22 protein-coding genes are annotated in these 21,754 nt (G+C 71.3%); 21 read left to right on the top strand and 1 reads right to left on the bottom strand.

The genetic code is table 11. The features are described 5' to 3' along the window. Positions 1–190 precede the first annotated feature (190 nt). The 8 genes from aroC (at position 191) to nusB (ending at position 6,542) form a co-directional block, all read left to right on the top strand. On the top strand, positions 191–1,375 hold the full coding sequence (gene aroC / locus ACIGXW_RS28455) for a chorismate synthase (protein WP_399575596.1): 1,185 nt from the start codon (positions 191–193) through the stop codon (positions 1,373–1,375). Beyond that, on the top strand, positions 1,372–1,908 hold the full coding sequence (locus ACIGXW_RS28450) for a shikimate kinase (RefSeq protein ID WP_399575594.1): 537 nt from the start codon (positions 1,372–1,374) through the stop codon (positions 1,906–1,908). Before aroC ends, ACIGXW_RS28450 begins: the two co-directional genes overlap by 4 nt. Before the next feature lie 7 nt (positions 1,909–1,915). After that, positions 1,916–3,007: a 3-dehydroquinate synthase gene (gene aroB, locus ACIGXW_RS28445; protein WP_071966196.1), complete on the top strand. Its 1,092-nt coding sequence runs from the start codon at positions 1,916–1,918 to the stop codon at positions 3,005–3,007. After that, entirely contained in the window at positions 3,004–3,456 is a 453-nt protein-coding gene (gene aroQ, locus ACIGXW_RS28440) for a type II 3-dehydroquinate dehydratase (protein ID WP_071966195.1), read from the top strand. Before aroB ends, aroQ begins: the two co-directional genes overlap by 4 nt. Positions 3,457–3,637: 181 nt before the next feature. Further along, positions 3,638–4,303, top strand: coding sequence for an AAA family ATPase (locus tag ACIGXW_RS28435; RefSeq protein ID WP_360911868.1), 666 nt, complete (start codon positions 3,638–3,640; stop codon positions 4,301–4,303). A gap of 69 nt (positions 4,304–4,372) precedes the next feature. After that, positions 4,373–5,482 carry an aminopeptidase P family protein gene (locus tag ACIGXW_RS28430; protein ID WP_399575592.1) on the top strand — a complete coding sequence of 370 codons (1,110 nt, stop codon included), beginning with the start codon at positions 4,373–4,375 and terminating at the stop codon, positions 5,480–5,482. A 56-nt stretch (positions 5,483–5,538) separates the two neighbouring features. Continuing rightward, the gene (efp, locus tag ACIGXW_RS28425; protein WP_399575591.1) at positions 5,539–6,105 is read left to right on the top strand and encodes an elongation factor P; all 567 of its coding nucleotides are present in this window, start codon (positions 5,539–5,541) and stop codon (positions 6,103–6,105) included. A 2-nt stretch (positions 6,106–6,107) separates the two neighbouring features. Continuing rightward, positions 6,108–6,542 carry a transcription antitermination factor NusB gene (nusB, locus tag ACIGXW_RS28420; RefSeq protein WP_071966191.1) on the top strand — a complete coding sequence of 145 codons (435 nt, stop codon included), beginning with the start codon at positions 6,108–6,110 and terminating at the stop codon, positions 6,540–6,542. An 82-nt stretch (positions 6,543–6,624) separates the two neighbouring features. Here nusB and bldD read toward each other — a convergent pair whose 3' ends face one another. Beyond that, positions 6,625–7,125, bottom strand: coding sequence for a transcriptional regulator BldD (gene bldD, locus ACIGXW_RS28415; protein WP_004948690.1), 501 nt, complete (start codon positions 7,123–7,125; stop codon positions 6,625–6,627). 197 nt (positions 7,126–7,322) lie between these two features. Here bldD and pyrR point away from each other — a divergent pair, with 197 nt between their 5' ends. The 13 genes from pyrR to metK all read left to right on the top strand — a co-directional run bounded on the left by pyrR (position 7,323) and on the right by metK (position 21,685). Then, on the top strand, positions 7,323–7,892 hold the full coding sequence (gene pyrR / locus ACIGXW_RS28410; protein WP_071966190.1) for a bifunctional pyr operon transcriptional regulator/uracil phosphoribosyltransferase PyrR: 570 nt from the start codon (positions 7,323–7,325) through the stop codon (positions 7,890–7,892). A 99-nt stretch (positions 7,893–7,991) separates the two neighbouring features. After that, positions 7,992–8,975, top strand: coding sequence for an aspartate carbamoyltransferase catalytic subunit (locus tag ACIGXW_RS28405; RefSeq protein WP_399575589.1), 984 nt, complete (start codon positions 7,992–7,994; stop codon positions 8,973–8,975). Between the two features lie 2 nt (positions 8,976–8,977). Beyond that, positions 8,978–10,291, top strand: a complete 1,314-nt coding sequence (locus ACIGXW_RS28400; RefSeq protein ID WP_399575588.1) for a dihydroorotase — start codon at positions 8,978–8,980, stop codon at positions 10,289–10,291. Next, entirely contained in the window at positions 10,288–10,860 is a 573-nt protein-coding gene (locus tag ACIGXW_RS28395; RefSeq protein WP_071966187.1) for a hypothetical protein, read from the top strand. The genes ACIGXW_RS28400 and ACIGXW_RS28395 overlap by 4 nt, the downstream gene beginning before the upstream one ends. Further along, entirely contained in the window at positions 10,857–11,999 is a 1,143-nt protein-coding gene (gene carA, locus ACIGXW_RS28390; protein ID WP_399575586.1) for a glutamine-hydrolyzing carbamoyl-phosphate synthase small subunit, read from the top strand. Before ACIGXW_RS28395 ends, carA begins: the two co-directional genes overlap by 4 nt. Then, positions 11,992–15,303 (top strand): carbamoyl-phosphate synthase large subunit, encoded by a 3,312-nt coding sequence (gene carB / locus ACIGXW_RS28385; RefSeq protein WP_399575585.1) that lies wholly within the window; start codon positions 11,992–11,994, stop codon positions 15,301–15,303. Before carA ends, carB begins: the two co-directional genes overlap by 8 nt. Before the next feature lie 80 nt (positions 15,304–15,383). Then, complete coding sequence (locus ACIGXW_RS28380; RefSeq protein ID WP_399575583.1) at positions 15,384–16,511, top strand: quinone-dependent dihydroorotate dehydrogenase; 1,128 nt, start codon at positions 15,384–15,386, stop codon at positions 16,509–16,511. After that, entirely contained in the window at positions 16,508–17,374 is an 867-nt protein-coding gene (gene pyrF, locus ACIGXW_RS28375) for an orotidine-5'-phosphate decarboxylase (protein ID WP_399575581.1), read from the top strand. The genes ACIGXW_RS28380 and pyrF overlap by 4 nt, the downstream gene beginning before the upstream one ends. 276 nt (positions 17,375–17,650) lie before the next feature. After that, positions 17,651–17,974, top strand: a complete 324-nt coding sequence (locus tag ACIGXW_RS28370) for an integration host factor (protein ID WP_071966183.1) — start codon at positions 17,651–17,653, stop codon at positions 17,972–17,974. Between the two features lie 61 nt (positions 17,975–18,035). Beyond that, positions 18,036–18,626, top strand: coding sequence for a guanylate kinase (gene gmk, locus ACIGXW_RS28365; RefSeq protein ID WP_360912509.1), 591 nt, complete (start codon positions 18,036–18,038; stop codon positions 18,624–18,626). A 34-nt stretch (positions 18,627–18,660) separates the two neighbouring features. Then, the gene (gene rpoZ / locus ACIGXW_RS28360) at positions 18,661–18,933 is read left to right on the top strand and encodes a DNA-directed RNA polymerase subunit omega (protein ID WP_030360466.1); all 273 of its coding nucleotides are present in this window, start codon (positions 18,661–18,663) and stop codon (positions 18,931–18,933) included. Between the two features lie 146 nt (positions 18,934–19,079). Continuing rightward, entirely contained in the window at positions 19,080–20,288 is a 1,209-nt protein-coding gene (gene coaBC / locus ACIGXW_RS28355; protein WP_399575580.1) for a bifunctional phosphopantothenoylcysteine decarboxylase/phosphopantothenate--cysteine ligase CoaBC, read from the top strand. 188 nt (positions 20,289–20,476) lie between these two features. Continuing rightward, positions 20,477–21,685, top strand: a complete 1,209-nt coding sequence (gene metK / locus ACIGXW_RS28350; protein WP_071966180.1) for a methionine adenosyltransferase — start codon at positions 20,477–20,479, stop codon at positions 21,683–21,685. Positions 21,686–21,754: the final 69 nt, after the last annotated feature.

Raw genomic sequence — 21,754 nt, 5'->3', positions numbered from 1 at the left:
TATTTCTGCATGCCGGCCAGGTCGGCTTGGTGCTCCCCGCGCCTGCGGGGATGGGGCGGCAGCGGATTCCGCTGCCGCCCGCATTTTGTCCTCATCCGTCCGTACCTTGGACCTGAGCCCTGTCCGGGCGCCTGCTCGTGGGAGGATCGGAACGAGCATTTTGCATGGCCAAGGCTGATGAGGAGCACCGTTGAGCAGGTTGCGCTGGCTGACCGCAGGGGAGTCGCACGGCCCCGCACTCGTGGCGACGCTGGAGGGTCTTCCCGCCGGCGTGCCGATCACCACTGAGATGGTGGCGGACCACCTTGCCCGGCGACGCCTCGGCTATGGGCGCGGCGCGCGCATGAAGTTCGAGCGCGACGAGATCACCTTCCTCGGTGGCGTCCGCCACGGCCTGACCATGGGCTCCCCGGTCGCGGTCATGGTGGGCAACACCGAGTGGCCCAAGTGGGAAAAGGTCATGGCGGCCGACCCCGTGGATCCCGCCGAGCTGGCGGAACTGGCTCGCAACGCCCCGCTGACCCGGCCGCGCCCGGGGCACGCGGATCTCGCCGGAATGCAAAAGTACGGCGTGGCCGATGCCCGGCCCATCCTCGAGCGCGCCTCCGCCCGTGAGACCGCCGCCCGGGTCGCCCTCGGCGCCGTCGCCCGTTCCTTCCTCAAGGAGACGGCCGGCATCGAGATCGTCTCGCACGTGGTGGAGCTGGCCTCGGCCAAGGCCCCCTACGGCGTCCTGCCCAAGCCCTCCGACGTCGAGAAGCTCGACGCCGACCCGGTGCGCTGCCTGGACGCCGAGGCGAGCAAGGCGATGGTCGCGGAGATCGACCAGGCCCACAAGGACGGCGACACCCTCGGCGGCGTCGTCGAGGTCCTGGCCTACGGCGTGCCGGTGGGCCTCGGCTCGCACGTCCACTGGGACCGCCGTCTGGACGCCCGCCTGGCCGCCGCCCTGATGGGCATTCAGGCCATCAAGGGCGTCGAGCTCGGCGACGGCTTCGACCTCGCCCGGGTGCCCGGCTCCAAGGCGCACGACGAGATCGTGGCCACCGAGGACGGCATCCGCCGCACCTCCGGCCGCTCCGGTGGCACCGAGGGCGGCCTGACCACCGGTGAGCTGCTGCGCGTGCGGGCCGCGATGAAGCCCATCGCCACCGTGCCCCGCGCGCTGGCCACCGTGGACGTCACCACCGGCGAGGCGGCGCAGGCGCACCACCAGCGCTCCGACGTGTGCGCGGTCCCGGCCGCGGGCATCGTGGCCGAGGCCATGGTGGCCCTCGTCCTCGCGGACGCGGTCGTGGAGAAGTTCGGCGGCGACAGCGTCGCCGAGACCCGTCGCAACGTCCGCGGCTACCTCGAGAACCTGGCCATCAAGTGACACCCCCTGTAGCTGTCCTGGTGGGCCCGCCCGGAGCGGGCAAGTCCACCATCGGTGCCCTGCTCGCGGAGCGGCTGGGCACCGGCTACCGGGACACCGACGCCGACATCGAGCGGACGGCCGGCAAGCCCATCCCGGAGATCTTCATCGACGAGGGCGAGCCGCACTTCCGTGAACTGGAGCGGCAGGCCGTGGCCGCCGCCGTGGCCGAGCACCCCGGGGTGCTCTCCCTCGGCGGCGGCGCCGTCATGGACCCGTCCACCCGGGCCCTGCTCACGGGCCTGCCCGTGGTCTTCCTCGACGTCGAGCTCGCCGACGCCGTACACCGCGTGGGACTGGACGCCCCGCGCCCGCTGCTCGCCGTCAACCCCCGCAAGCGGTGGCGCGAGCTGATGGAAGCGCGCCGCCCGCTCTACACCGAGGTCGCCCGCGCCGTCGTCGCGACCGGCGGCCGCACCCCGGCCCAGGTAGCCGACGCCGTGATGGAGGCGCTCCGGCTGCCCCGGGCCCATACACCGGACACCACGCAGTGAGGAACGCATGACCGACGCCCCCACCCGCATCCAGGTCGCCGGCAGCGCGGGCACCGCGCCGTACGAGGTTCTGGTCGGGCGCCAGTTGCTGGGCGAGCTGCCCGGCCTGATCGGCACCAAGGCCAAGCGCGTGGCCGTGCTGCACCCCGAGGCCCTCGCCGAGACCGGCGAGGCGATCCGCGAGGACCTGGCCTCCCAGGGCTACGAGGCCATCGCGATCCAGCTCCCGAACGCCGAGGAGGCCAAGACCGTCGAGGTCGCCGCCTACTGCTGGAAGGCGCTCGGGCAGACCAACTTCACCCGCACCGACGTCATCGTCGGCGTCGGCGGCGGCGCCACCACGGACGTCGCCGGGTTCGTGGCGGCCACGTGGCTGCGCGGGGTGCGCTGGATCGCCGTGCCCACCACCGTCCTCGGCATGGTCGACGCGGCCGTCGGCGGCAAGACCGGCATCAACACCGCCGAGGGCAAGAACCTCGTCGGCGCCTTCCACCCGCCGGCCGGGGTGCTGTGCGACCTGGCCGCGCTGGAGTCGCTGCCGGTCCACGACTACGTCAGCGGGCTCGCCGAGATCATCAAGGCCGGCTTCATCGCCGACCCGGTGATCCTCGACCTCATCGAGGCCGACCCCGAGGCCGCCCGCACGCCGTCCGGCCCGCACACCGCCGAGCTGATCGAGCGCTCGATCCGGGTCAAGGCCGACGTGGTCTCCTCCGACCTCAAGGAGTCGGGCCTGCGCGAGATCCTCAACTACGGTCACACGCTCGCCCACGCCATCGAGAAGAACGAGCGCTACAACTGGCGGCACGGCGCCGCCGTGGCCGTCGGCATGGTCTTCGCCGCCGAGCTGGGCCGCATCGCCGGCCGGCTGGACGACGCCACCGCCGACCGGCACCGCGAGGTCCTCAAGGCCGTGGGCCTGCCGGTGACCTACCGGGGCGACCAGTGGCCCAAGTTGCTGGAGACCATGAAGGTCGACAAGAAGACGCGCGGTGACCGGCTGCGCTTCATCGTCCTGGACGGCCTGGCCAAGCCGACGGTTCTCGAGGGCCCGGACCCGGCGATGCTGCTCGCCGCACACGCGGAGATCGCGGCGTGAGCGGCGCGGGCGCCCGGCGCGTCCTGGTGCTGAACGGCCCCAACCTGGGCCGGCTGGGCTCCCGCGAGCCCGACGTCTACGGCTCGACCTCCTACAAGGGGCTGGTCGAGGCGTGCACGGTGCTCGGCGAGGAGCTCGGCTTCGCCGTCGAGGTCCGCGAGACCAACGACGAGGGCGAGCTGGTGCGGTGGCTGCACGAGGCCGCCGACGGCTCGGTGCCCGTGGTCATCAACCCCGGTGCGTTCACGCACTACTCGTACGCCATGCGGGACGCTGCGTCCCAGCGGACCGCGCCGCTGATCGAGGTGCACATCTCCAATCCGTACGCGCGGGAGGAGTTCCGGCACACGTCCGTGATCGCGGCCGTCGCGAGCGGGACCGTGGCGGGGTTCGGCATCGGGTCCTATCGCCTCGCGCTGCGCGCGCTGGCAGAGGAACTGACGGGCTGACGGGGCCGTTCCCGTGGTGGGGGGCGGAGAGCTTACTCTTTCCCCTGACCCGCCCCTTCCCGCAACCGGGGCTTGGCTGAAATTCGGCCCGTCCGGCGATTGAGGACACCGCGGCGAAGGGGCGGGTCGGGGGAAGGACACCGCCCCTACCAGCCGCCCGTACGAGACGGAGTGCCACCGGATGCAGTACCCCGTGGGGCCGCCAACGCCAACGCACCCCCCGATGCCGGCAGTGCCGCCGCCCCCGCCCGGTCAGGACGGCCCCACCGGCCACTTCCCGCTGGCGGGAGCGGCCCAGACGGCCGCCGTCGCGGTGCTCCTGATCGGCCCGGCCGGGGCCGGCAAGACGACGGTCGCCCGGTACTGGGCGGACACCCGCCGGGTGCCCACCGCCCATGTCAGCCTCGACGACGTGCGCGAGTGGGTGCGCTCCGGCTTCGCCGACCCGCAGTCCGGCTGGAACGACCACTCCGAGGCGCAGTACCGGCTGGCCCGCCGCACCTGCGGCTTCGCCGCCCGCAACTTCCTCGCCAACGGCATCTCCTGCATCCTCGACGACGCCGTCTTCCCCGACCGGCCCGTCGTGGGCCTCGGCGGCTGGAAGCGGCACGTGGGCCCCGGGCTGCTGCCCGTGGTGCTGCTGCCGGGCCTGGAGGTCGTCCTGGAGCGCAACGCCGAGCGCTCCGGCAACCGCCGCCTCAGCGACGAGGAGGTCGCCCGCATCCACGGCCGCATGGCGGGCTGGTACGGCTCGGGGCTGCCCATCATCGACAACACCCAGCAGGACGTCGCCACCACGGCCCGGCTCCTGGACGAGGTCGTCGCCCGCTCCCTCACCGCCCGTTAGCGGCCCCGGGCCGCCCGGTCGGAGGCGCTGGAAAGGCCGGAACCCGTCGCCGAACGTACGCTCGGAAGCATGTCCGAGGTGTACGCGGCACGGCGCTCGCGGCTGCGCGAGCGGTGCGAGGCGAGCGGCAGCGACGCCGCCCTGGTCTCCGGCGGAGCCAATGTGCGCTATCTGTCGGGCGGGGCCCCGGCGGGCGCGGTGCTGCTCCTGGGGCCGGGCCGGGACGTGCTGGTGTGCACCACCGATCCCTTCGCGGACACCACGGGTGCCAGCCGGCCCGCCGACGACCTGTGCGTGGAGGTGCTGCCCACGCCCGAGGGCGACCCGGCCGTCGCGGGCGCCGAGCGGGCCGCCGAGGCCGGGGCGCGCTCGCTGGCGCTGGAGGAGCACCACCTGACCGTGGCCCGGCACCGGGCCGTGGGCTCGGTGGCGCCCCGGTTGCTGCTGAACGACCTGGGGACGGCCGTGGAGCAGCAGCGGATCGTCAAGGACGACGAGGAGATCTCGTCGCTGCGGATCGCCGCGGAGATCGCCGACCAGGCCCTGGGCGAGCTGCTGGAGTCGATCCTGGTGGGGCGGACCGAGCGGCACCTGGCGCTGGAGCTGGAGCGCCGGCTGATCGACCACGGGGCGGACGGCGCGGCCTTCCCCACCTGTGTGGGCGCCGGGCCGAACTCGGGCCTGGCGGGCCACGTGCCCACCGACCGCCGGGTCGAGGAGGGAGATTTCCTCAGTGTCTGCCTGGGCGCGGACTATCGTGGGTACCGCAGTGAGATCGCCCGTACGTTCGTGATCGGGACCTCTCCCGCGGAGTGGCAGATCGAGCTCTATGAGCAGGTATTCGCCGCTCAGCGGGCGGGTCGTGAGGCCCTCGCGCCGGGTGCGGCCTACCGTGACGTGGACCGTGCGGCACGGGTCGTGCTGGAGGCCGCGGGCCACGGCGAACGGGTGGGACCGCGCATCGGACACGGCGTCGGACTCGAAAACGACGAGGACCCGAGGCTGGCGCCCTCGGCAATGGGTAAACTGGACGCTTGCGTGCCGGTCACCGTAGATCCGGGAGTCCACCTCCCGGGGCGGGGCGGCGTCCGGATCGATGACACGCTCGTCGTCCGCCCCGAGGCGGACGGCGGACCCGAGCTACTCACCATTACGACCAAAGAGCTGCTCGCGCTCTAGCCGGCGCACCGCACTTTCTGGTTCCACCAGTCGCAGTCTCAGGAGATACCGCAACCGTGGCATCCACGAACGACCTCAAGAACGGCATGGTGCTCAAGCTCGAAGGCGGCCAGCTCTGGTCCGTCGTCGAGTTCCAGCACGTCAAGCCCGGCAAGGGTCCCGCCTTCGTCCGTACGAAGCTGAAGAACGTGCTCTCGGGCAAGGTCGTCGACAAGACCTTCAACGCGGGCGTGAAGGTCGAGACGGCCACCGTCGACAAGCGGACGATGCAGTTCTCGTACATGGACGGCGAGTACTTCGTGTTCATGGACATGGACACGTACGACCAGCTCATGGTCGACCGCAAGGCCGTCGGCGACGCCGCCAACTTCCTGATCGAGGGCTTCGAGGCCACCGTCGCGCAGCACGAGGGCTCCGTGCTCTACGTCGAGCTGTCCGCCGCGGTCGAGCTGACCATCGAGCACACCGAGCCGGGTGTCCAGGGCGACCGTTCCACCGGTGGCTCCAAGCCCGCGAAGCTGGAGACCGGCTACGAGATCCAGGTCCCGCTCTTCATCACCACGGGTGAGAAGATCAAGGTCGACACTCGCACCGGTGATTACCTCGGCCGGGTGAACAGCTAACCGTGTCCGCCCGTAGCAAGGCCCGTAAGCGCGCCTTCCAGATCCTCTTCGAGGCCGACCAGCGCGAGAGCTCGGTGCGCGACGTCCTCGCGGACTGGATCCGGCACGCCCGGACGGACGAGCGCCAGCCGCCGGTCAACCCGTACACGATGCAGCTGGTCGAGGGCTTCGCCGCGCGCGCCGCCCGGATCGACGAGCTCATCGCCACCTATGCGATCGACTGGGACCTGGACCGCATGCCGGCCGCGGACCGGAGCATCGTGCGGCTCGGCGCCTACGAGCTGATCTGGGAGGACGAGACCCCGGACGCCGTGGCGATCGACGAGGCGGTGCAGCTCGCCAAGGAGTTCTCCACCGACGACTCGCCGGCCTTTGTCAACGGCCTCCTCGGTCGTTTCAAGGAGCTCAAGCCGAGCCTTCGGCGCGAGAGCCACTAAGACGGAAAAACCGCCGGGGGCGGGGGAAACCCAATGGGTTTCCCCCGCCCCCGGCGGTTTGTATGAGGGCCGGACCGGGCGGTCAGGCGTCCTCGTGCTGGACGGCACGGCGCGCGTCGGCGTCGAGCACACCCCAGCTGATCAGCTGCTCGGTGAGCACCGAGGGCGACTGGTCGTAAATCACGGCGAGGGTGCGCAGGTCGTCCTGGCGGATCGAGAGCACCTTGCCGTTGTAGTCGCCGCGCTGGCTCTGGATGGTCGCGGCATAACGCTGGAGCGGGCCCGCCTTCTCGGCCGGGACATGGGCGAGACGCTCCAGGTCCAGGACCAGCTTCGGCGGGGGCTCGGCGGCACCGCCGGGCGTGGTGCCGGGCAGGAGTTCCTGCACGGGCACACCGTAGAAGTCGGCCAGCTCGGCCAGGCGCTGCACGGTCACGGCACGGTCGCCGCGCTCGTACGAACCCACTACGACGGCCTTCCAGCGCCCCTGGGACTTCTCCTCGACACCATGGAGGGAGAGGCCCTGCTGGGTGCGGATGGCGCGGAGCTTGGCCCCGAGCTGTTTGGCGTATTCGCTGGACATAAAGCTCCCCGGACGAAGACTGGTAACTCACTGTGAGGTTACGCAGCGTAATCTCGGTTCGTCAAGCCGAATGGTCCATGGCCTGGGCCGTCAGGGGTGGAGGCAAGAGTTCACCGGCGGTCCTGGTACGGTGAAACATGTAAATCCGACGTCCTTTAAAGTCCGTCCCGTGAGGCGGAGAAGGGGGTCCGTTTCGTATGGACGCAATTCCCAGCGCGCGTCCCGTGCTCGAAGCACCGGACATCGCCCGGGTTCTGACCCGTATCGCGCATGAGATCGTCGAACGCGCCAAGGGCGCCGACGACGTCGTACTCCTCGGCATTCCGACGCGTGGCGTCTTCCTCGCCCGCCGGCTGGCCGCCAAGCTCGAGGACATCACCGGTGGCAAGACCCCGGTCGGCTCCCTCGACATCACCATGTACCGCGACGACCTCCGGCTGCGCCCGGCCCGTGCGCTCGCCCGTACCGAGATCCCCGGCGAGGGCATCGACGGCAGGCTCGTGGTCCTGGTCGACGACGTGCTCTTCTCCGGCCGCACCATCCGGGCCGCCCTGGACGCCCTGAACGACATCGGGCGCCCGCGCGCCGTCCAGCTCGCGGTCCTCGTCGACCGCGGCCACCGCGAGCTGCCGATCCGTGCCGACTATGTCGGCAAGAACCTCCCCACGTCGCTGCGGGAGACGGTCAAGGTCCACCTCACCGAGGAGGACGGCCGCGACAGCGTGCTCCTCGGCGCGGGCACGACCGCCCCGGCCGACGGGCAGTAGCACCCCCTCCGCGGGCCCGGCGTCCCTCCAGGGCCGCTCCCGCGCCGCCGCATGCCCGGCCACAGCCCCCGCATACCTCCTCAACCACGGAGCAACCGGATGAAGCGCCACCTCATCTCGGCCGCCGACCTCACGCGCGACGACGCCGTCCTGATCCTCGACACCGCCGAGGAGATGGCCCGGGTCGCGGACCGGCCGATCAAGAAGCTGCCCACCCTGCGCGGCCGCACCGTCGTCAACCTCTTCTTCGAGGACTCGACGCGCACCCGCATCTCCTTCGAGGCCGCCGCCAAGCGGCTCTCCGCCGACGTCATCAACTTCTCCGCCAAGGGCTCCTCGGTCTCCAAGGGCGAGTCGCTCAAGGACACCGCCCTGACCCTGGAGGCCATGGGCGCCGACGCGGTCGTCATCCGCCACCACGCCTCCGGCGCCCCCTACCGGCTGGCGAACTCCGGCTGGATCGACGGGGCCGTCGTCAACGCCGGCGACGGCACCCACGAGCACCCCACCCAGGCCCTGCTGGACGCCTTCACCATGCGCCGCCGGCTCGTCGGCCGGGACGCGGGTCTCGGCCGGGACCTGGCCGGCCGCCGGATCACGATCGTCGGCGACGTGCTGCACAGCCGGGTGGCCCGCTCCAACGTGCACCTGCTGCACACGCTCGGCGCCGAGGTCACCCTGGTCGCCCCGCCCACGCTGGTGCCGATCGGCGTCGAGACCTGGCCGTGTGAGGTCTCCTACGACCTCGACAGCGTGCTGCCGAAGTCCGACGCGGTGATGATGCTCCGCGTCCAGCGCGAGCGCATGAACGCCGCCTTCTTCCCCACCGAGCGCGAGTACGCCCGCCGCTACGGGCTCGACGGCGACCGCATGGCCCGGATGCCGCAGGACGCCATCGTCATGCACCCCGGCCCGATGAACCGGGGCATGGAGATCACGGCCGAGGTCGCCGACTCCGACCGCTGCACCGCGGTGGAGCAGGTCGCCAACGGCGTCTCGATCCGCATGGCCGTCCTCTACCTGCTGCTCGGCGGCTCCGAGCCCGCCGTCACGAACTCCGCCCGTACCGAGGAGAGCAAGTAACCATGACCAAGATCCTGATCCGTGGTGCGAAGGTCCTCGGCGGCGAGCCGCAGGACGTCCTGATCGACGGCGAGACCATCGCCGAGGTGACCCCGTCTGACATCGCCCTACCGGGCGGTGGGGGCCTGAGCGCCGAGGGTGCCCAGGTCGTCGAGGCCGACGGCAAGATCCTGCTGCCCGGCCTGGTCGACCTCCACACCCACCTGCGCGAGCCCGGCCGCGAGGACTCCGAGACCGTCCTCACCGGCACCCGCGCCGCGGCCAGCGGCGGCTTCACGGCCGTCTTCGCCATGGCCAACACCTTCCCCGTCGCCGACACCGCCGGCGTCGTCGAGCAGGTCTGGCGCCTGGGCAAGGAGTCCGGCTACTGCGACGTGCAGCCCATCGGCGCCGTCACCGTCGGCCTGGAGGGCAAGAAGCTCGCCGAGCTCGGCGCGATGCACGAGTCGGCCGCCGGGGTGCGGGTCTTCTCCGACGACGGCAAGTGCGTCGACGACGCGGTGATCATGCGCCGCGCCCTGGAGTACGTGAAGGCCTTCGACGGCGTCGTCGCCCAGCACGCCCAGGAGCCGCGCCTGACCGAGGGCGCCCAGATGAACGAGGGCATCGTCTCCGCCGAGCTCGGCCTGGGCGGCTGGCCCGCCGTCGCCGAGGAGTCGATCATCGCCCGCGATGTGCTGCTCGCCGAGCACGTCGGCTCGCGCGTGCACATCTGCCACCTCTCCACGGCCGGCTCGGTCGAGATCGTCCGCTGGGCCAAGTCCCGCGGCATCGACGTGACCGCCGAGGTCACCCCGCACCACCTGCTCCTGACCGACGAGCTGGTCCGCTCGTACAACCCGGTCTACAAGGTCAACCCGCCGCTGCGCACCGAGCGCGACGTCATGGCCCTGCGCGAGGCCCTCGCCGACGGCACGATCGACATCGTCGCCACCGACCACGCCCCGCACCCGCACGAGGACAAGGACTGCGAGTGGGGCGCGGCGGCCATGGGCATGGTGGGCCTGGAGACCGCCCTGTCCGTCGTCCAGCACACGATGGTGGAGACCGGCCTGCTGGACTGGGCCCAGGTGGCGGAGCGCATGTCCTTCCGCCCCGCCGCCATCGGCCGCCTCGCCGGCCACGGACGGCCCATCGCCGCCGGGGAGCCCGCCAACCTCACCCTGCTCGACTCCGCTTACCGTGGTGTCGTGGACCCCGCGGGCTTCGCCTCCCGCAGCCGCAACACCCCCTACGAGGGCCGTGAGCTGCCGGGTCGCGTCACCCACACCTTCCTGCGGGGCCGGGCAACGGTCGTGGACGGGAAACTCGCGTGACATCTGCACTGATCAATCTGGCGGCCGAGCAGAAGTCTGCCGACGTCACGGACTGGGCCGCGCGCATCGGCTGGGTCGTCGGGCTGCTGCTCTTCGTCGCCCTGCTGTACTGGCTGATGCGCGAGGGCTGGAAGTGGCGCGGCACGCTCCAGGGCGACCTGCCCGAGCTGCCCGCCGCCCCCGCCGAGCCGGGCGAGCCCACCCTGACGATGAGCGGCCGCTACCACGGCTCGACCACCGCCGGGCAGTGGCTCGACCGCATCGTCGCGCACGGCCTCGGCACCCGCAGCCGGGCCGAGCTCACCCTGACGGAGCAGGGCGTGGCCGTCGTACGGCCCGGCGCCCGGGACTTCTTCATTCCCGCCGCCGCCCTGCGCGGCGCCCGCCTCGACAAGGGCATCGCGGGCAAGGTCCTCGCCGAGGGCGGCCTGCTCGTGATCACCTGGCAGCACGGCGAGAAGCTGATCGACTCCGGCTTCCGCTCCGACCGGGCGGCGGAGCACTCGGCCTGGACCGAGGCACTGACCACCCAGCACCACCTGAACCACGACACGGAAGGCGCACGATGACGACCTCCACCCAGGGGACCGGCAAGGTCCCCGCCGTACTCGTCCTGGAGGACGGCCGTACGTTCCGCGGCCGTGCCTACGGGGCCGTGGGGGCGACCTTCGGCGAGGCCGTGTTCTCCACCGGCATGACCGGCTACCAGGAGACGCTGACCGACCCCTCGTACCACCGCCAGGTCGTCGTCATGACGGCCCCGCACGTCGGCAACACCGGCGTCAACGACGAGGACCCCGAGTCCGGCCGCATCTGGGTCGCCGGCTACGTCGTGCGCGACCCCGCCCGTATCCCGTCCAACTGGCGCTCGCGCCGGTCCCTGGACGAGGAGCTCGCCCGCCAGGGCGTCGTCGGCATCAGCGGCATCGACACCCGCGCGCTCACCCGCCACCTGCGCGAGCGCGGCGCCATGCGCGTCGGCATCTTCTCGGGCGACGCCCTGGGCGACGACGCCGCCATGCTCGCCGAGGTCCGCCGGGCCCCCGAGATGAAGGGCGCCGACCTCTCCGCCGAGGTCGCCACCAAGGAGGCCTACGTCGTCCCCGCGATCGGTGAGAAGCGCTTCACCGTCGCGGCGGTCGACCTGGGCATCAAGGGCATGACCCCGCACCGCATGGCCGAGCGCGGCATCGAGGTGCACGTCCTGCCCGCCACCGCCACCGCCGAGGACGTCTACGCGGTCGAGCCCGACGGAGTGTTCTTCTCCAACGGCCCCGGCGACCCGGCCACCGCCGACCACCCCGTCTCGGTGATGCGCGAGGTCCTCTCCCGCAAGACGCCGCTCTTCGGCATCTGCTTCGGCAACCAGATCCTCGGCCGCGCCCTCGGCTTCGGCACCTACAAGCTGAAGTACGGCCACCGCGGCATCAACCAGCCCGTGCAGGACCGCACGACCGGCAAGGTCGAGGTCACCGCGCACAACCACGGCTTCGCCGTCGACGCCCCGCTCGACGCGGCGACCGACACGCCCTACGGCCGGGTGGAGGTCTCCCACGTCTGTCTGAACGACGACGTGGTCGAGGGCCTCCAGCTGCTCGACCAGCCGGCGTTCAGCGTCCAGTACCACCCCGAGGCGGCCGCGGGCCCGCACGACGCCGCGTACCTGTTCGACCGCTTCGTCTCGCTCATGGAGGGCCAGCGTGCCTAAGCGCACCGATATCCAGTCCGTCCTGGTCATCGGCTCCGGCCCGATCGTCATCGGCCAGGCAGCAGAGTTCGACTACTCCGGGACCCAGGCCTGCCGGGTGCTGAAGTCCGAGGGCCTGCGGGTCATCCTCGTCAACTCCAACCCGGCCACGATCATGACCGACCCGGAGATCGCCGACGCCACGTACGTCGAGCCGATCACCCCCGAGTTCGTCGAGAAGATCATCGCCAAGGAGCGCCCCGACGCGCTCCTGCCCACCCTCGGCGGCCAGACCGCGCTCAACACCGCCATCTCCATGCACGAGAACGGCGTGCTGGAGAAGTACGGCGTGGAGCTCATCGGAGCCAACGTCGAGGCGATCCACAAGGGCGAGGACCGCGACCTGTTCAAGGGCGTCGTCGAGGCCGTCCGCGCCAAGATCGGCCACGGCGAGTCCGCCCGCTCGGTCATCTGCCACACCATGGACGAGGTCATCGCGGGCGTCGAGACGCTCGGCGGCTACCCCGTCGTCGTCCGCCCCTCCTTCACCATGGGCGGCGCCGGCTCCGGCTTCGCCCACGACGAGGACGAGCTGCGCCGCATCGCCGGCCAGGGCCTGACGCTCTCCCCGACCACCGAGGTGCTCCTGGAGGAGTCCATCCTCGGCTGGAAGGAGTACGAGCTGGAGCTGATGCGCGACAAGCACGACAACGTCGTGGTCGTCTGCTCCATCGAGAACTTCGACCCGATGGGCGTGCACACCGGCGACTCCATCACCGTCGCCCCGGCGATGACGCTGACCGACCGCGAGTACCAGATCCTGCGGGACGTCGGCATCGCGATCATCCGCGAGGTCGGCGTCGACACCGGCGGCTGCAACATCCAGTTCGCCGTCAACCCCGACGACGGCCGGGTCATCGTCATCGAGATGAACCCCCGCGTCTCGCGCTCCTCCGCGCTGGCGTCCAAGGCGACCGGCTTCCCGATCGCCAAGATCGCGGCGCGTCTCGCCGTCGGCTACACCCTCGACGAGATCCCCAACGACATCACCGAGAAGACCCCGGCGTCCTTCGAGCCCACGCTCGACTACGTCGTGGTCAAGGCGCCCCGCTTCGCCTTCGAAAAGTTCCCGGCCGCCGACGCCACCCTCACCACCACCATGAAGTCGGTGGGCGAGGCCATGGCGATCGGCCGCAACTTCACCGAGGCGCTGCAGAAGGCGCTGCGCTCGCTGGAGAAGAAGGGCTCGCAGTTCGACTTCACCGGCCCGGTCGGCGACAAGGCCGAGCTGCTGGAGAAGGCCGTCGTGCCCACCGACGGCCGCATCAACACGGTCATGGCGGCCATCCGCGCCGGCGCCACCGCCCAGGAGGTCTTCGACGCCACGAAGATCGACCCCTGGTTCGTCGACCAGCTGTTCCTGATCAAGGAGATCGCGGACGGGCTGGCCGCCGCCGAGAAGCTCGACCCCGAGCTGCTGGCCGAGGCCAAGCGCCACGGCTTCTCCGACGCCCAGATCGCCGCGATCCGCGGCCTGCGCGAGGACGTCGTCCGCGAGGTCCGCCACGCCCTCGGCGTCCGCCCGGTCTACAAGACGGTCGACACCTGCGCAGCCGAGTTCGCCGCGAAGACGCCGTACTTCTACTCCTCCTACGACGAGGAGTCCGAGGTCGCCCCGCGCGAGAAGCCCGCGGTCATCATCCTGGGCTCCGGCCCGAACCGCATCGGCCAGGGCATCGAGTTCGACTACTCCTGCGTCCACGCCTCCTTCGCGCTCAGCGACGCGGGCTACGAGACCGTGATGGTCAACTGCAACCCCGAGACCGTCTCCACCGACTACGACACCTCCGACCGGCTCTACTTCGAGCCGCTCACCCTGGAGGACGTCCTGGAGATCGTCCACGCGGAGACCCTCGCCGGTCCCGTCGCGGGCGTCATCGTCCAGCTGGGCGGCCAGACCCCCCTCGGCCTGGCCCAGGCGCTCAAGGACAACGGCGTGCCGATCGTCGGCACCTCGCCCGAGTCCATCGACCTCGCCGAGGAGCGCGGCGCCTTCGGCCGCGTCCTGACCGAGGCCGGGCTGCCCGCGCCCAAGTACGGCACCGCCTACTCCTTCGACGAGGCCAAGGGCATCGCGGCGGGCATCGGCTACCCCGTCATGGTCCGCCCCTCCTACGTCCTGGGCGGCCGCGGCATGGAGATCGTCTACGACGAGCCCTCCCTGGCCGGCTACCTCGAGCGGCACGCGGGCCTGATCTCCGAGCACCCCGTGCTCATCGACCGCTTCCTCGACGACGCCATCGAGATCGACGTCGACGCGCTCTACGACGGCCACGAGCTCTACCTCGGCGGCGTCATGGAGCACATCGAGGAGGCCGGCATCCACTCCGGCGACTCCGCCTGCGCGCTGCCCCCGATCACCCTCGGCGGCTTCGACATCAAGCGCCTGCGGGCCTCCACCGAGGCCATCGCCAAGGGCGTCGGCGTGCGCGGCCTGATCAACATCCAGTTCGCCATGGCCGGGGACATCCTCTACGTCCTGGAGGCCAACCCGCGCGCCTCCCGCACGGTCCCCTTCACCTCCAAGGCGACCGCCGTGCCGCTGGCCAAGGCCGCCGCCCGCATCTCGCTGGGCGCGACCGTCGCCGAGCTGCGCGCGGAGGGCATGCTGCCCAAGGAGGGCGACGGCGGCACCCTGCCGCTGGACGCGCCGATCTCCGTCAAGGAGGCCGTGATGCCGTGGTCGCGCTTCCGCGACATCCACGGCCGCGGCGTGGACACCGTCCTCGGCCCGGAGATGCGCTCCACGGGCGAGGTCATGGGCATCGACTCCGTCTTCGGCACGGCCTACGCCAAGTCGCAGGCCGGCGCGTACGGCGCACTGCCCACCAAGGGCCGGGCGTTCGTCTCCGTCGCCAACCGGGACAAGCGCTCGATGATCTTCCCGGCCCGCGAGCTGGTCGCCCACGGCTTCGAGCTGCTCGCCACCTCCGGCACCGCCGAGGTCCTGCGGCGCAACGGCATCAACGCCACCGCCGTGCGCAAGCAGAGCGAGGGCGAGGGCCCCAACGGCGAGAAGACCATCGTCCAGCTCATCCACGACGGCCAGGTCGACCTGATCGTCAACACCCCGTACGGCACCGGCGGCCGCCTCGACGGCTACGAGATCCGTACCGCCGCCGTCGCCCGGGCGGTCCCGTGCCTGACCACGGTCCAGGCGCTCGCCGCCGCCGTGCAGGGCATCGACGCGCTGACCCGGGGTGAGGTGGGCGTGCGCTCCTTGCAGGAGCACGCGGAACATCTGACCGCCGCGCGCGAGGCGTAGGGCTCACGGAGGGGGACACCACGAGGTGTCCCCCTCTTCTTGAGCCCCCTCGCCCCGCTCCCTCGCTCAGAAGGCTGGAAATGTACCGTCTCTTCTTCGACCTGATCTTCAAGCGCATGGACCCCGAGAACGCCCATCACGTGGCCTTCCGCTGGATCCGCCTGGCCGCCCGCGTCCCCGTCCTGCGCACCTTCGTCGCGGCCGTCCTCGCCCCGCGCCACACCGCGCTGCGCACCGAGGCCCTCGGCCTGCGCATGCACGGACCCTTCGGCCTCGCCGCCGGCTTCGACAAGAACGCCGTCGCCATCGACGGCATGGCCATGCTCGGCTTCGACCACGTCGAGATCGGCACGGTCACCGCCCAGCCCCAGCCCGGCAACCCCAAGAAGCGCCTCTTCCGCCTCGTGGCCGACCGCGCGCTCATCAACCGCATGGGCTTCAACAACGACGGCTCCGCGGCCGTGGCGGAGCGCCTGGCGGCCCGCAAGGAGGTCTTCCGGACCACCGTGGGCGTCAACATCGGCAAGACCAAGGTCGTACCGGAGGCCGAGGCCGTCGCCGACTACGTCACCTCCACCGAGCGCCTGGCCGCCCACGCCGACTACCTCGTCGTCAACGTCTCCTCCCCGAACACGCCCGGCCTGCGCAACCTCCAGGCCACCGAGGCGCTGCGCCCGCTGCTGAGCGCCGTCCGCGAGGCCGCCGACCGCACCGTCACCTCGCGCCGCGTGCCGCTGCTGGTGAAGATCGCTCCCGACCTGGCCGACGAGGACATCGACGCCGTCGCCGACCTCGCCGTCGAGCTGGGCCTGGACGGCATCATCGCCACCAACACCACCATCGCCCGCGACGGCCTGGGCCTGAAGACCCCCAAGCGCACCGTGGAGGCCATCGGCGCGGGCGGCCTGTCCGGCGCCCCCCTCAAGGAGCGCTCCCTGGAGGTCCTCGCCCGCCTGTACGCCCGTGTGGGCGACCGGATCACCCTGGTCGGGGTCGGCGGCATCGAGACCGCCGACGACGCCTGGGAGCGCATCCTGGCCGGCGCCACGCTGGTCCAGGGCTACAGCGCCTTCATCTACGAGGGCCCGTTCTGGTGCCGGGCGATCCACAAGGGCCTCGCCGAGCGCCTGGCCGCCAGCCCCTACACCACCCTCGCCGAGGCGGTCGGCGCCGCCACCCGTGCCCGCATCTCCGGAGAAGCGAAGTGACCCAGACGCAGCAGTCCTCCCAGGAGCCCTTCGGCGCCCGCCTGCGCCGCGCCATGGACGAGCGCGGTCCGCTGTGCGTGGGCATCGACCCGCACGCCGCGCTGCTCGCCGACTGGGGCCTGTCCGACGACATCGCGGGCCTGGAGCGCTTCACGCGCACCGTCGTGGAGGCGCTGGCCGACCGGGTCGCCGTGCTCAAGCCGCAGTCCGCGTTCTTCGAGCGGTTCGGCTCGCGCGGCATCGCCGTCCTGGAGCAGGCCGTCGCCGACTCGCGCGCCGCCGGTGCGCTGGTGCTGATGGACGCCAAGCGCGGCGACATCGGCTCCACCATGGCCGCGTACGCCGCGACCTACCTGGACCCTGCCTCGCCGCTGTTCTCGGACGCGGTCACCGTCAGCCCCTACCTCGGCTACGGCTCGCTGCGCCCGGCGCTGGACCTGGCGCGCGAGAGCGGCACGGGCGTCTTCGTCCTCGCCCTCACCTCGAACCCCGAGGGCGCGGAGGTGCAGCACGCGGTGCGGGCCGACGGCGCGAGCGTCGCGGCGACGATGCTGAACCACCTGAAGGCCGAGAACGCCGGTGCGGCCCCGATGGGCTCGTACGGCGCGGTCGTCGGCGCGACGCTGGGGGAGAGCCTCGGTGCGGCGGGTGTGGATCTGGCCATCGGCGGCCCGCTGCTTGCCCCCGGCATCGGCGCCCAGGGCGCCACGGCCGCCGACCTGCCGAAGGTCTTCGGTTCCGCCGTGGGCAACGTCGTCCCGAACGTCAGCCGCGGCGTGCTGCGGCACGGTCCGGACGTGGCGGCCCTGCGCCGCAGCGCCGAGCGTTTCGCGGACGAGGTGCGGCAGGCGGTGGCGGGCTGACCCCTCCCGCGCGGAGGCCGTGGGGACTTCGGGGGTCGGCTTAACGCCAAAAGCCGGGAAACCAAGAAATTTGTCGGTCATTATGTCCGGAAAAGTCCTGGTCGAGCGAGTCTGACCAGGACTTTTCGTCTGTTCTCGCTGACTGGAGCGGGATCGGCCGCTAGTCTCCGACGAGAGCGAACGAGCAAGCGCGTTGCTCGTTGCTCCCCAGGTGTGGGCCGACTAGGTTCCTCACCGGTCCTTATCCGACAGTTCGACATCCGAGGTGACGTAGGCGTGGCTCTTCCGCCCCTTACCCCTGAACAGCGCGCAGCCGCGCTCGAAAAGGCCGCCGCGGCTCGCCGGGAGCGCGCCGAGGTCAAGAATCGACTCAAGCACTCCGGCGCCTCGCTGCACGAGGTCATTCAGCAGGGCCAGAAGAACGATGTCATCGGCAAGATGAAGGTCAGCGCCCTCCTGGAGAGCCTGCCCGGTGTGGGCAAGGTCCGCGCCAAGCAGATCATGGAGCGGCTCGGCATCTCCGAGAGCCGCCGCGTGCGCGGTCTCGGCTCCAACCAGATCGCCTCTCTCGAGCGAGAGTTCGGCAACAAGGCGGCCTGACCGCCACCCGGCGGCGGGTCCCGCGTTCCCAGGCACTCCCCGGAACCGGGATAATCGCTGCATGAGTACTGCAGTCTCCCGGGGGACGTCCCCCGTACCCCCGGCCAGACAACCGCGGCTGACCGTGCTCTCCGGCCCCTCCGGGGTCGGCAAGAGCACGGTCGTCGCCCATATGCGCAAGGCCCACCCCGAGGTGTGGCTCTCGGTCTCCGCGACCACCCGCAAGCCGCGCCCCGGCGAGCAGGAGGGCGTCCAGTACTTCTTCGTCGACGACGAGCAGTTCGACAAGCTCATCGCCAACGGTGAACTGCTGGAGTGGGCCGAATTCGCGGGCAACCGCTACGGCACGCCCCGCAAGGCCGTGCTCGACCGCCTGGAGGCGGGCGAGCCGGTCCTGCTGGAGATCGACCTCCAGGGCGCCCGGCAGGTCCGCGAGACCATGCCGGAGGCCCAGCTGGTCTTCCTCGCGCCGCCCAGCTGGGACGAGCTGGTCCGCCGGCTCACCGGCCGGGGGACCGAGTCGCCCGAGGTCATCGAGCGCCGGCTGGCCGCCGCGAAGGTCGAGCTCGCCGCAGAGGCCGAGTTCGACACCACGCTGGTCAACACCTCCGTCGAGGACGTCGCACGCGAGCTGCTAGCCTTGCTTCGCTGAACATCTTTCTTCACCCCCCTTCGGAAGGCAGAGAGTGTCCTCTTCCATCACCGCGCCCGAGGGCATCATCAACCCGCCGATTGATGAGCTGCTCGAGGCGACCGACTCGAAGTACAGCCTGGTGATCTACGCCGCCAAGCGCGCTCGCCAGATCAACGCGTACTACTCGCAGCTCGGCGAGGGCCTGCTGGAGTACGTCGGTCCGCTGGTGGACACCCACGTCCACGAGAAGCCGCTCTCCATTGCGCTCCGCGAGATCAACGCGGGCCTGCTGACCTCCGAGGCCGTCGAGGCCCCGGCGCAGTAAGCGCTGAATTTTTCGGTATGTGACACCACGGGCCCGGCAGGGGCTCCACCCGGCGTTCCGGCCGGGGGAGCGACTGCCGGGCCCGTGGTGTGTCATGGGCCTGTACGGTTCGCACGTACGGACGAGAGCGCGGGGAGAAGCGAGCGATGGAGAAGCCCAAGGTCGTCCTGGGGGTCAGCGGCGGGATCGCCGCCTACAAGGCGTGCGAGCTGCTGCGCCGCCTCACCGAGTCGGGGCACGACGTCCGGGTGGTGCCGACCGCCTCGGCCCTGCACTTCGTCGGTGAGGCGACCTGGTCCGCGCTTTCCGGCCACCCCGCCGTCACCCAGGTGTGGGAGAGCGTGCACGAGGTGCCGCACGTACGGATCGGCCAGCAGGCCGACCTCGTCGTCGTGGCCCCCGCCACCGCCGACATGCTGGCCAAGGCCGCTCACGGCCTCGCCGACGACCTGCTGACCAACACGCTCCTCACGGCCCGCTGCCCGGTCGTCTTCGCCCCGGCCATGCACACCGAGATGTGGGAGAACGCCGCCACCCAGGAGAACGTGGCGACGCTGCGCCGCCGCGGTGCGATCGTCATCGAGCCCGCCGTCGGCCGGCTGACCGGCGTCGACACCGGCAAGGGCCGCTTCCCCGAGCCGGGCGAGGTCTTCGAGGTCTGCCGCCGGGTGCTGGCGCGCGGCGCCGCCTCCCAGGTCGCCGACCTGGCCGGCCGGCACGTCGTGGTGAGCGCCGGCGGCACGCGGGAGCCCCTGGACCCGGTCCGCTACCTCGGCAACCGCTCCTCCGGCAAGCAGGGCTACGCCCTGGCCCGGACCGCCGTCGCGCGCGGGGCCCGCGTCACCCTCGTCTCCGCCAACAGCGAACTTCCCGACCCCGCCGGCGTCGACGTCGTGCACGTGGGGACGGCGGTACAGCTGCGGGAAGCGGTGCTCAAGGCCGCGACGGACGCCGACGCCGTGGTGATGGCCGCCGCCGTGGCGGATTTCCGCCCCGCGCACTACGCCGAGGGCAAGATCAAGAAGCGGGACGGCGAGGAGCCCGAGCCCGTCGCCCTGGTCCGCAACCCCGACGTCCTCGCCGAGCTCTCCGCCGGGCGCCCCCGCCCCGGCCAGGTCGTCGTCGGCTTCGCCGCCGAGACCGACGACGTGCTCGCCAACGGCCGCGCCAAGCTCGCCCGCAAGGGCTGTGACCTGCTGGTCGTCAACGAGGTGGGGGAGCGCAAGACCTTCGGTTCGGAGGAGAACGAGGCGGTGGTCCTCGCCTCCGACGGCACCGAGGTACCGGTCCCGTACGGCCCCAAGGAGGCCCTCGCGGACACCGTCTGGTCCCTGGTGACCAGGCGCTTCGCCTGAGGCGCCGCGGGCGGGAATAAAGCGGTCGGAGTGGCGGGTGTCACAGTTCAACCGCTCGGTGATGAGGGACGGGATGTCCGGAGCCGGGGAAGGCCGGATAAACTGGCATCCGGATCCGCGTCGAGCGCAGCTCTCGGCCGGGTCCTTCAAATGATCAGCCAGCAGCCGCTGCAACCCCAGGGAGCATTGTGTCCCGTCGCCTTTTCACCTCGGAGTCCGTGACCGAGGGGCACCCCGACAAGATCGCTGACCAGATCAGCGACTCCATTCTCGACGCCCTCCTCAAGGAGGACCCGACCTCCCGCGTCGCCGTCGAGACCCTCATCACCACCGGCCTGGTGCACGTCGCCGGCGAGGTGACCACGAAGGCCTACGCGCCGATCGCCTCGCTCGTGCGCAACAAGATCCTCGAGATCGGCTACGACTCGTCCAAGAAGGGCTTCGACGGCGCTTCCTGCGGTGTCTCGGTCTCCATCGGCGCGCAGTCCCCGGACATCGCCCAGGGTGTCGACACCGCGTACGAGAACCGTGTCGAGGGTGACGAGGACGAGCTCGACAAGCAGGGCGCCGGCGACCAGGGCCTGATGTTCGGCTACGCCTGCGACGAGACGCCCGAGCTCATGCCGCTGCCGATCCACCTGGCGCACCGGCTCTCCCGCCGCCTGTCGGAGGTCCGCAAGAACGGGACCATCCCCTACCTGCGCCCCGACGGCAAGACCCAGGTCACCATCGAGTACGACGGCAACAAGGCCGTGCGCCTGGACACCGTGGTCGTCTCCTCGCAGCACGCCTCGGACATCGACCTGGACTCGCTGCTGGCGCCCGACATCCGCGAGTTCGTCGTCGAGCACGTCCTCAAGGAGCTCGTCGAGGACGGCATCAAGCTGGACACCGAGGGCTACCGCCTCCTGGTGAACCCCACCGGCCGCTTCGAGATCGGCGGCCCCATGGGCGACGCCGGCCTCACCGGCCGCAAGATCATCATCGACACCTACGGCGGCATGGCTCGCCACGGTGGCGGCGCCTTCTCGGGCAAGGACCCGTCCAAGGTCGACCGCTCGGCCGCGTACGCGATGCGCTGGGTCGCCAAGAACGTCGTCGCGGCGGGGCTGGCTGCCCGCTGCGAGGTCCAGGTCGCCTACGCGATCGGCAAGGCCGAGCCGGTGGGTCTGTTCGTCGAGACCTTCGGTACCAACACGGTCGACACCGAGAAGATCGAGAACGCCATCGCCGAGGTCTTCGACCTCCGCCCGGCCGCGATCATCCGCGACCTCGACCTGCTCCGCCCGATCTACGCGCAGACCGCCGCGTACGGTCACTTCGGCCGTGAGCTCCCCGACTTCACGTGGGAGCGCACGGACCGCGTGGACGCGCTGAAGAAGGCCGCGGGTCTGTAGGACCCTCCGCACGGAACACGGCCCCGGACCGACACGTCGGTCCGGGGCCGTCGTGCTCCTGATCCCGGG

Origin of the sequence: Streptomyces sp. NPDC053079 (genome assembly GCF_044546695.1) — a bacterium.
Taxonomy (GTDB): Bacteria; Actinomycetota; Actinomycetes; order Streptomycetales; family Streptomycetaceae; genus Streptomyces.
The sequence above is the reverse complement of the archived record's forward strand: the minus strand, read 5'-3'. Positions and strand labels throughout refer to the sequence as shown.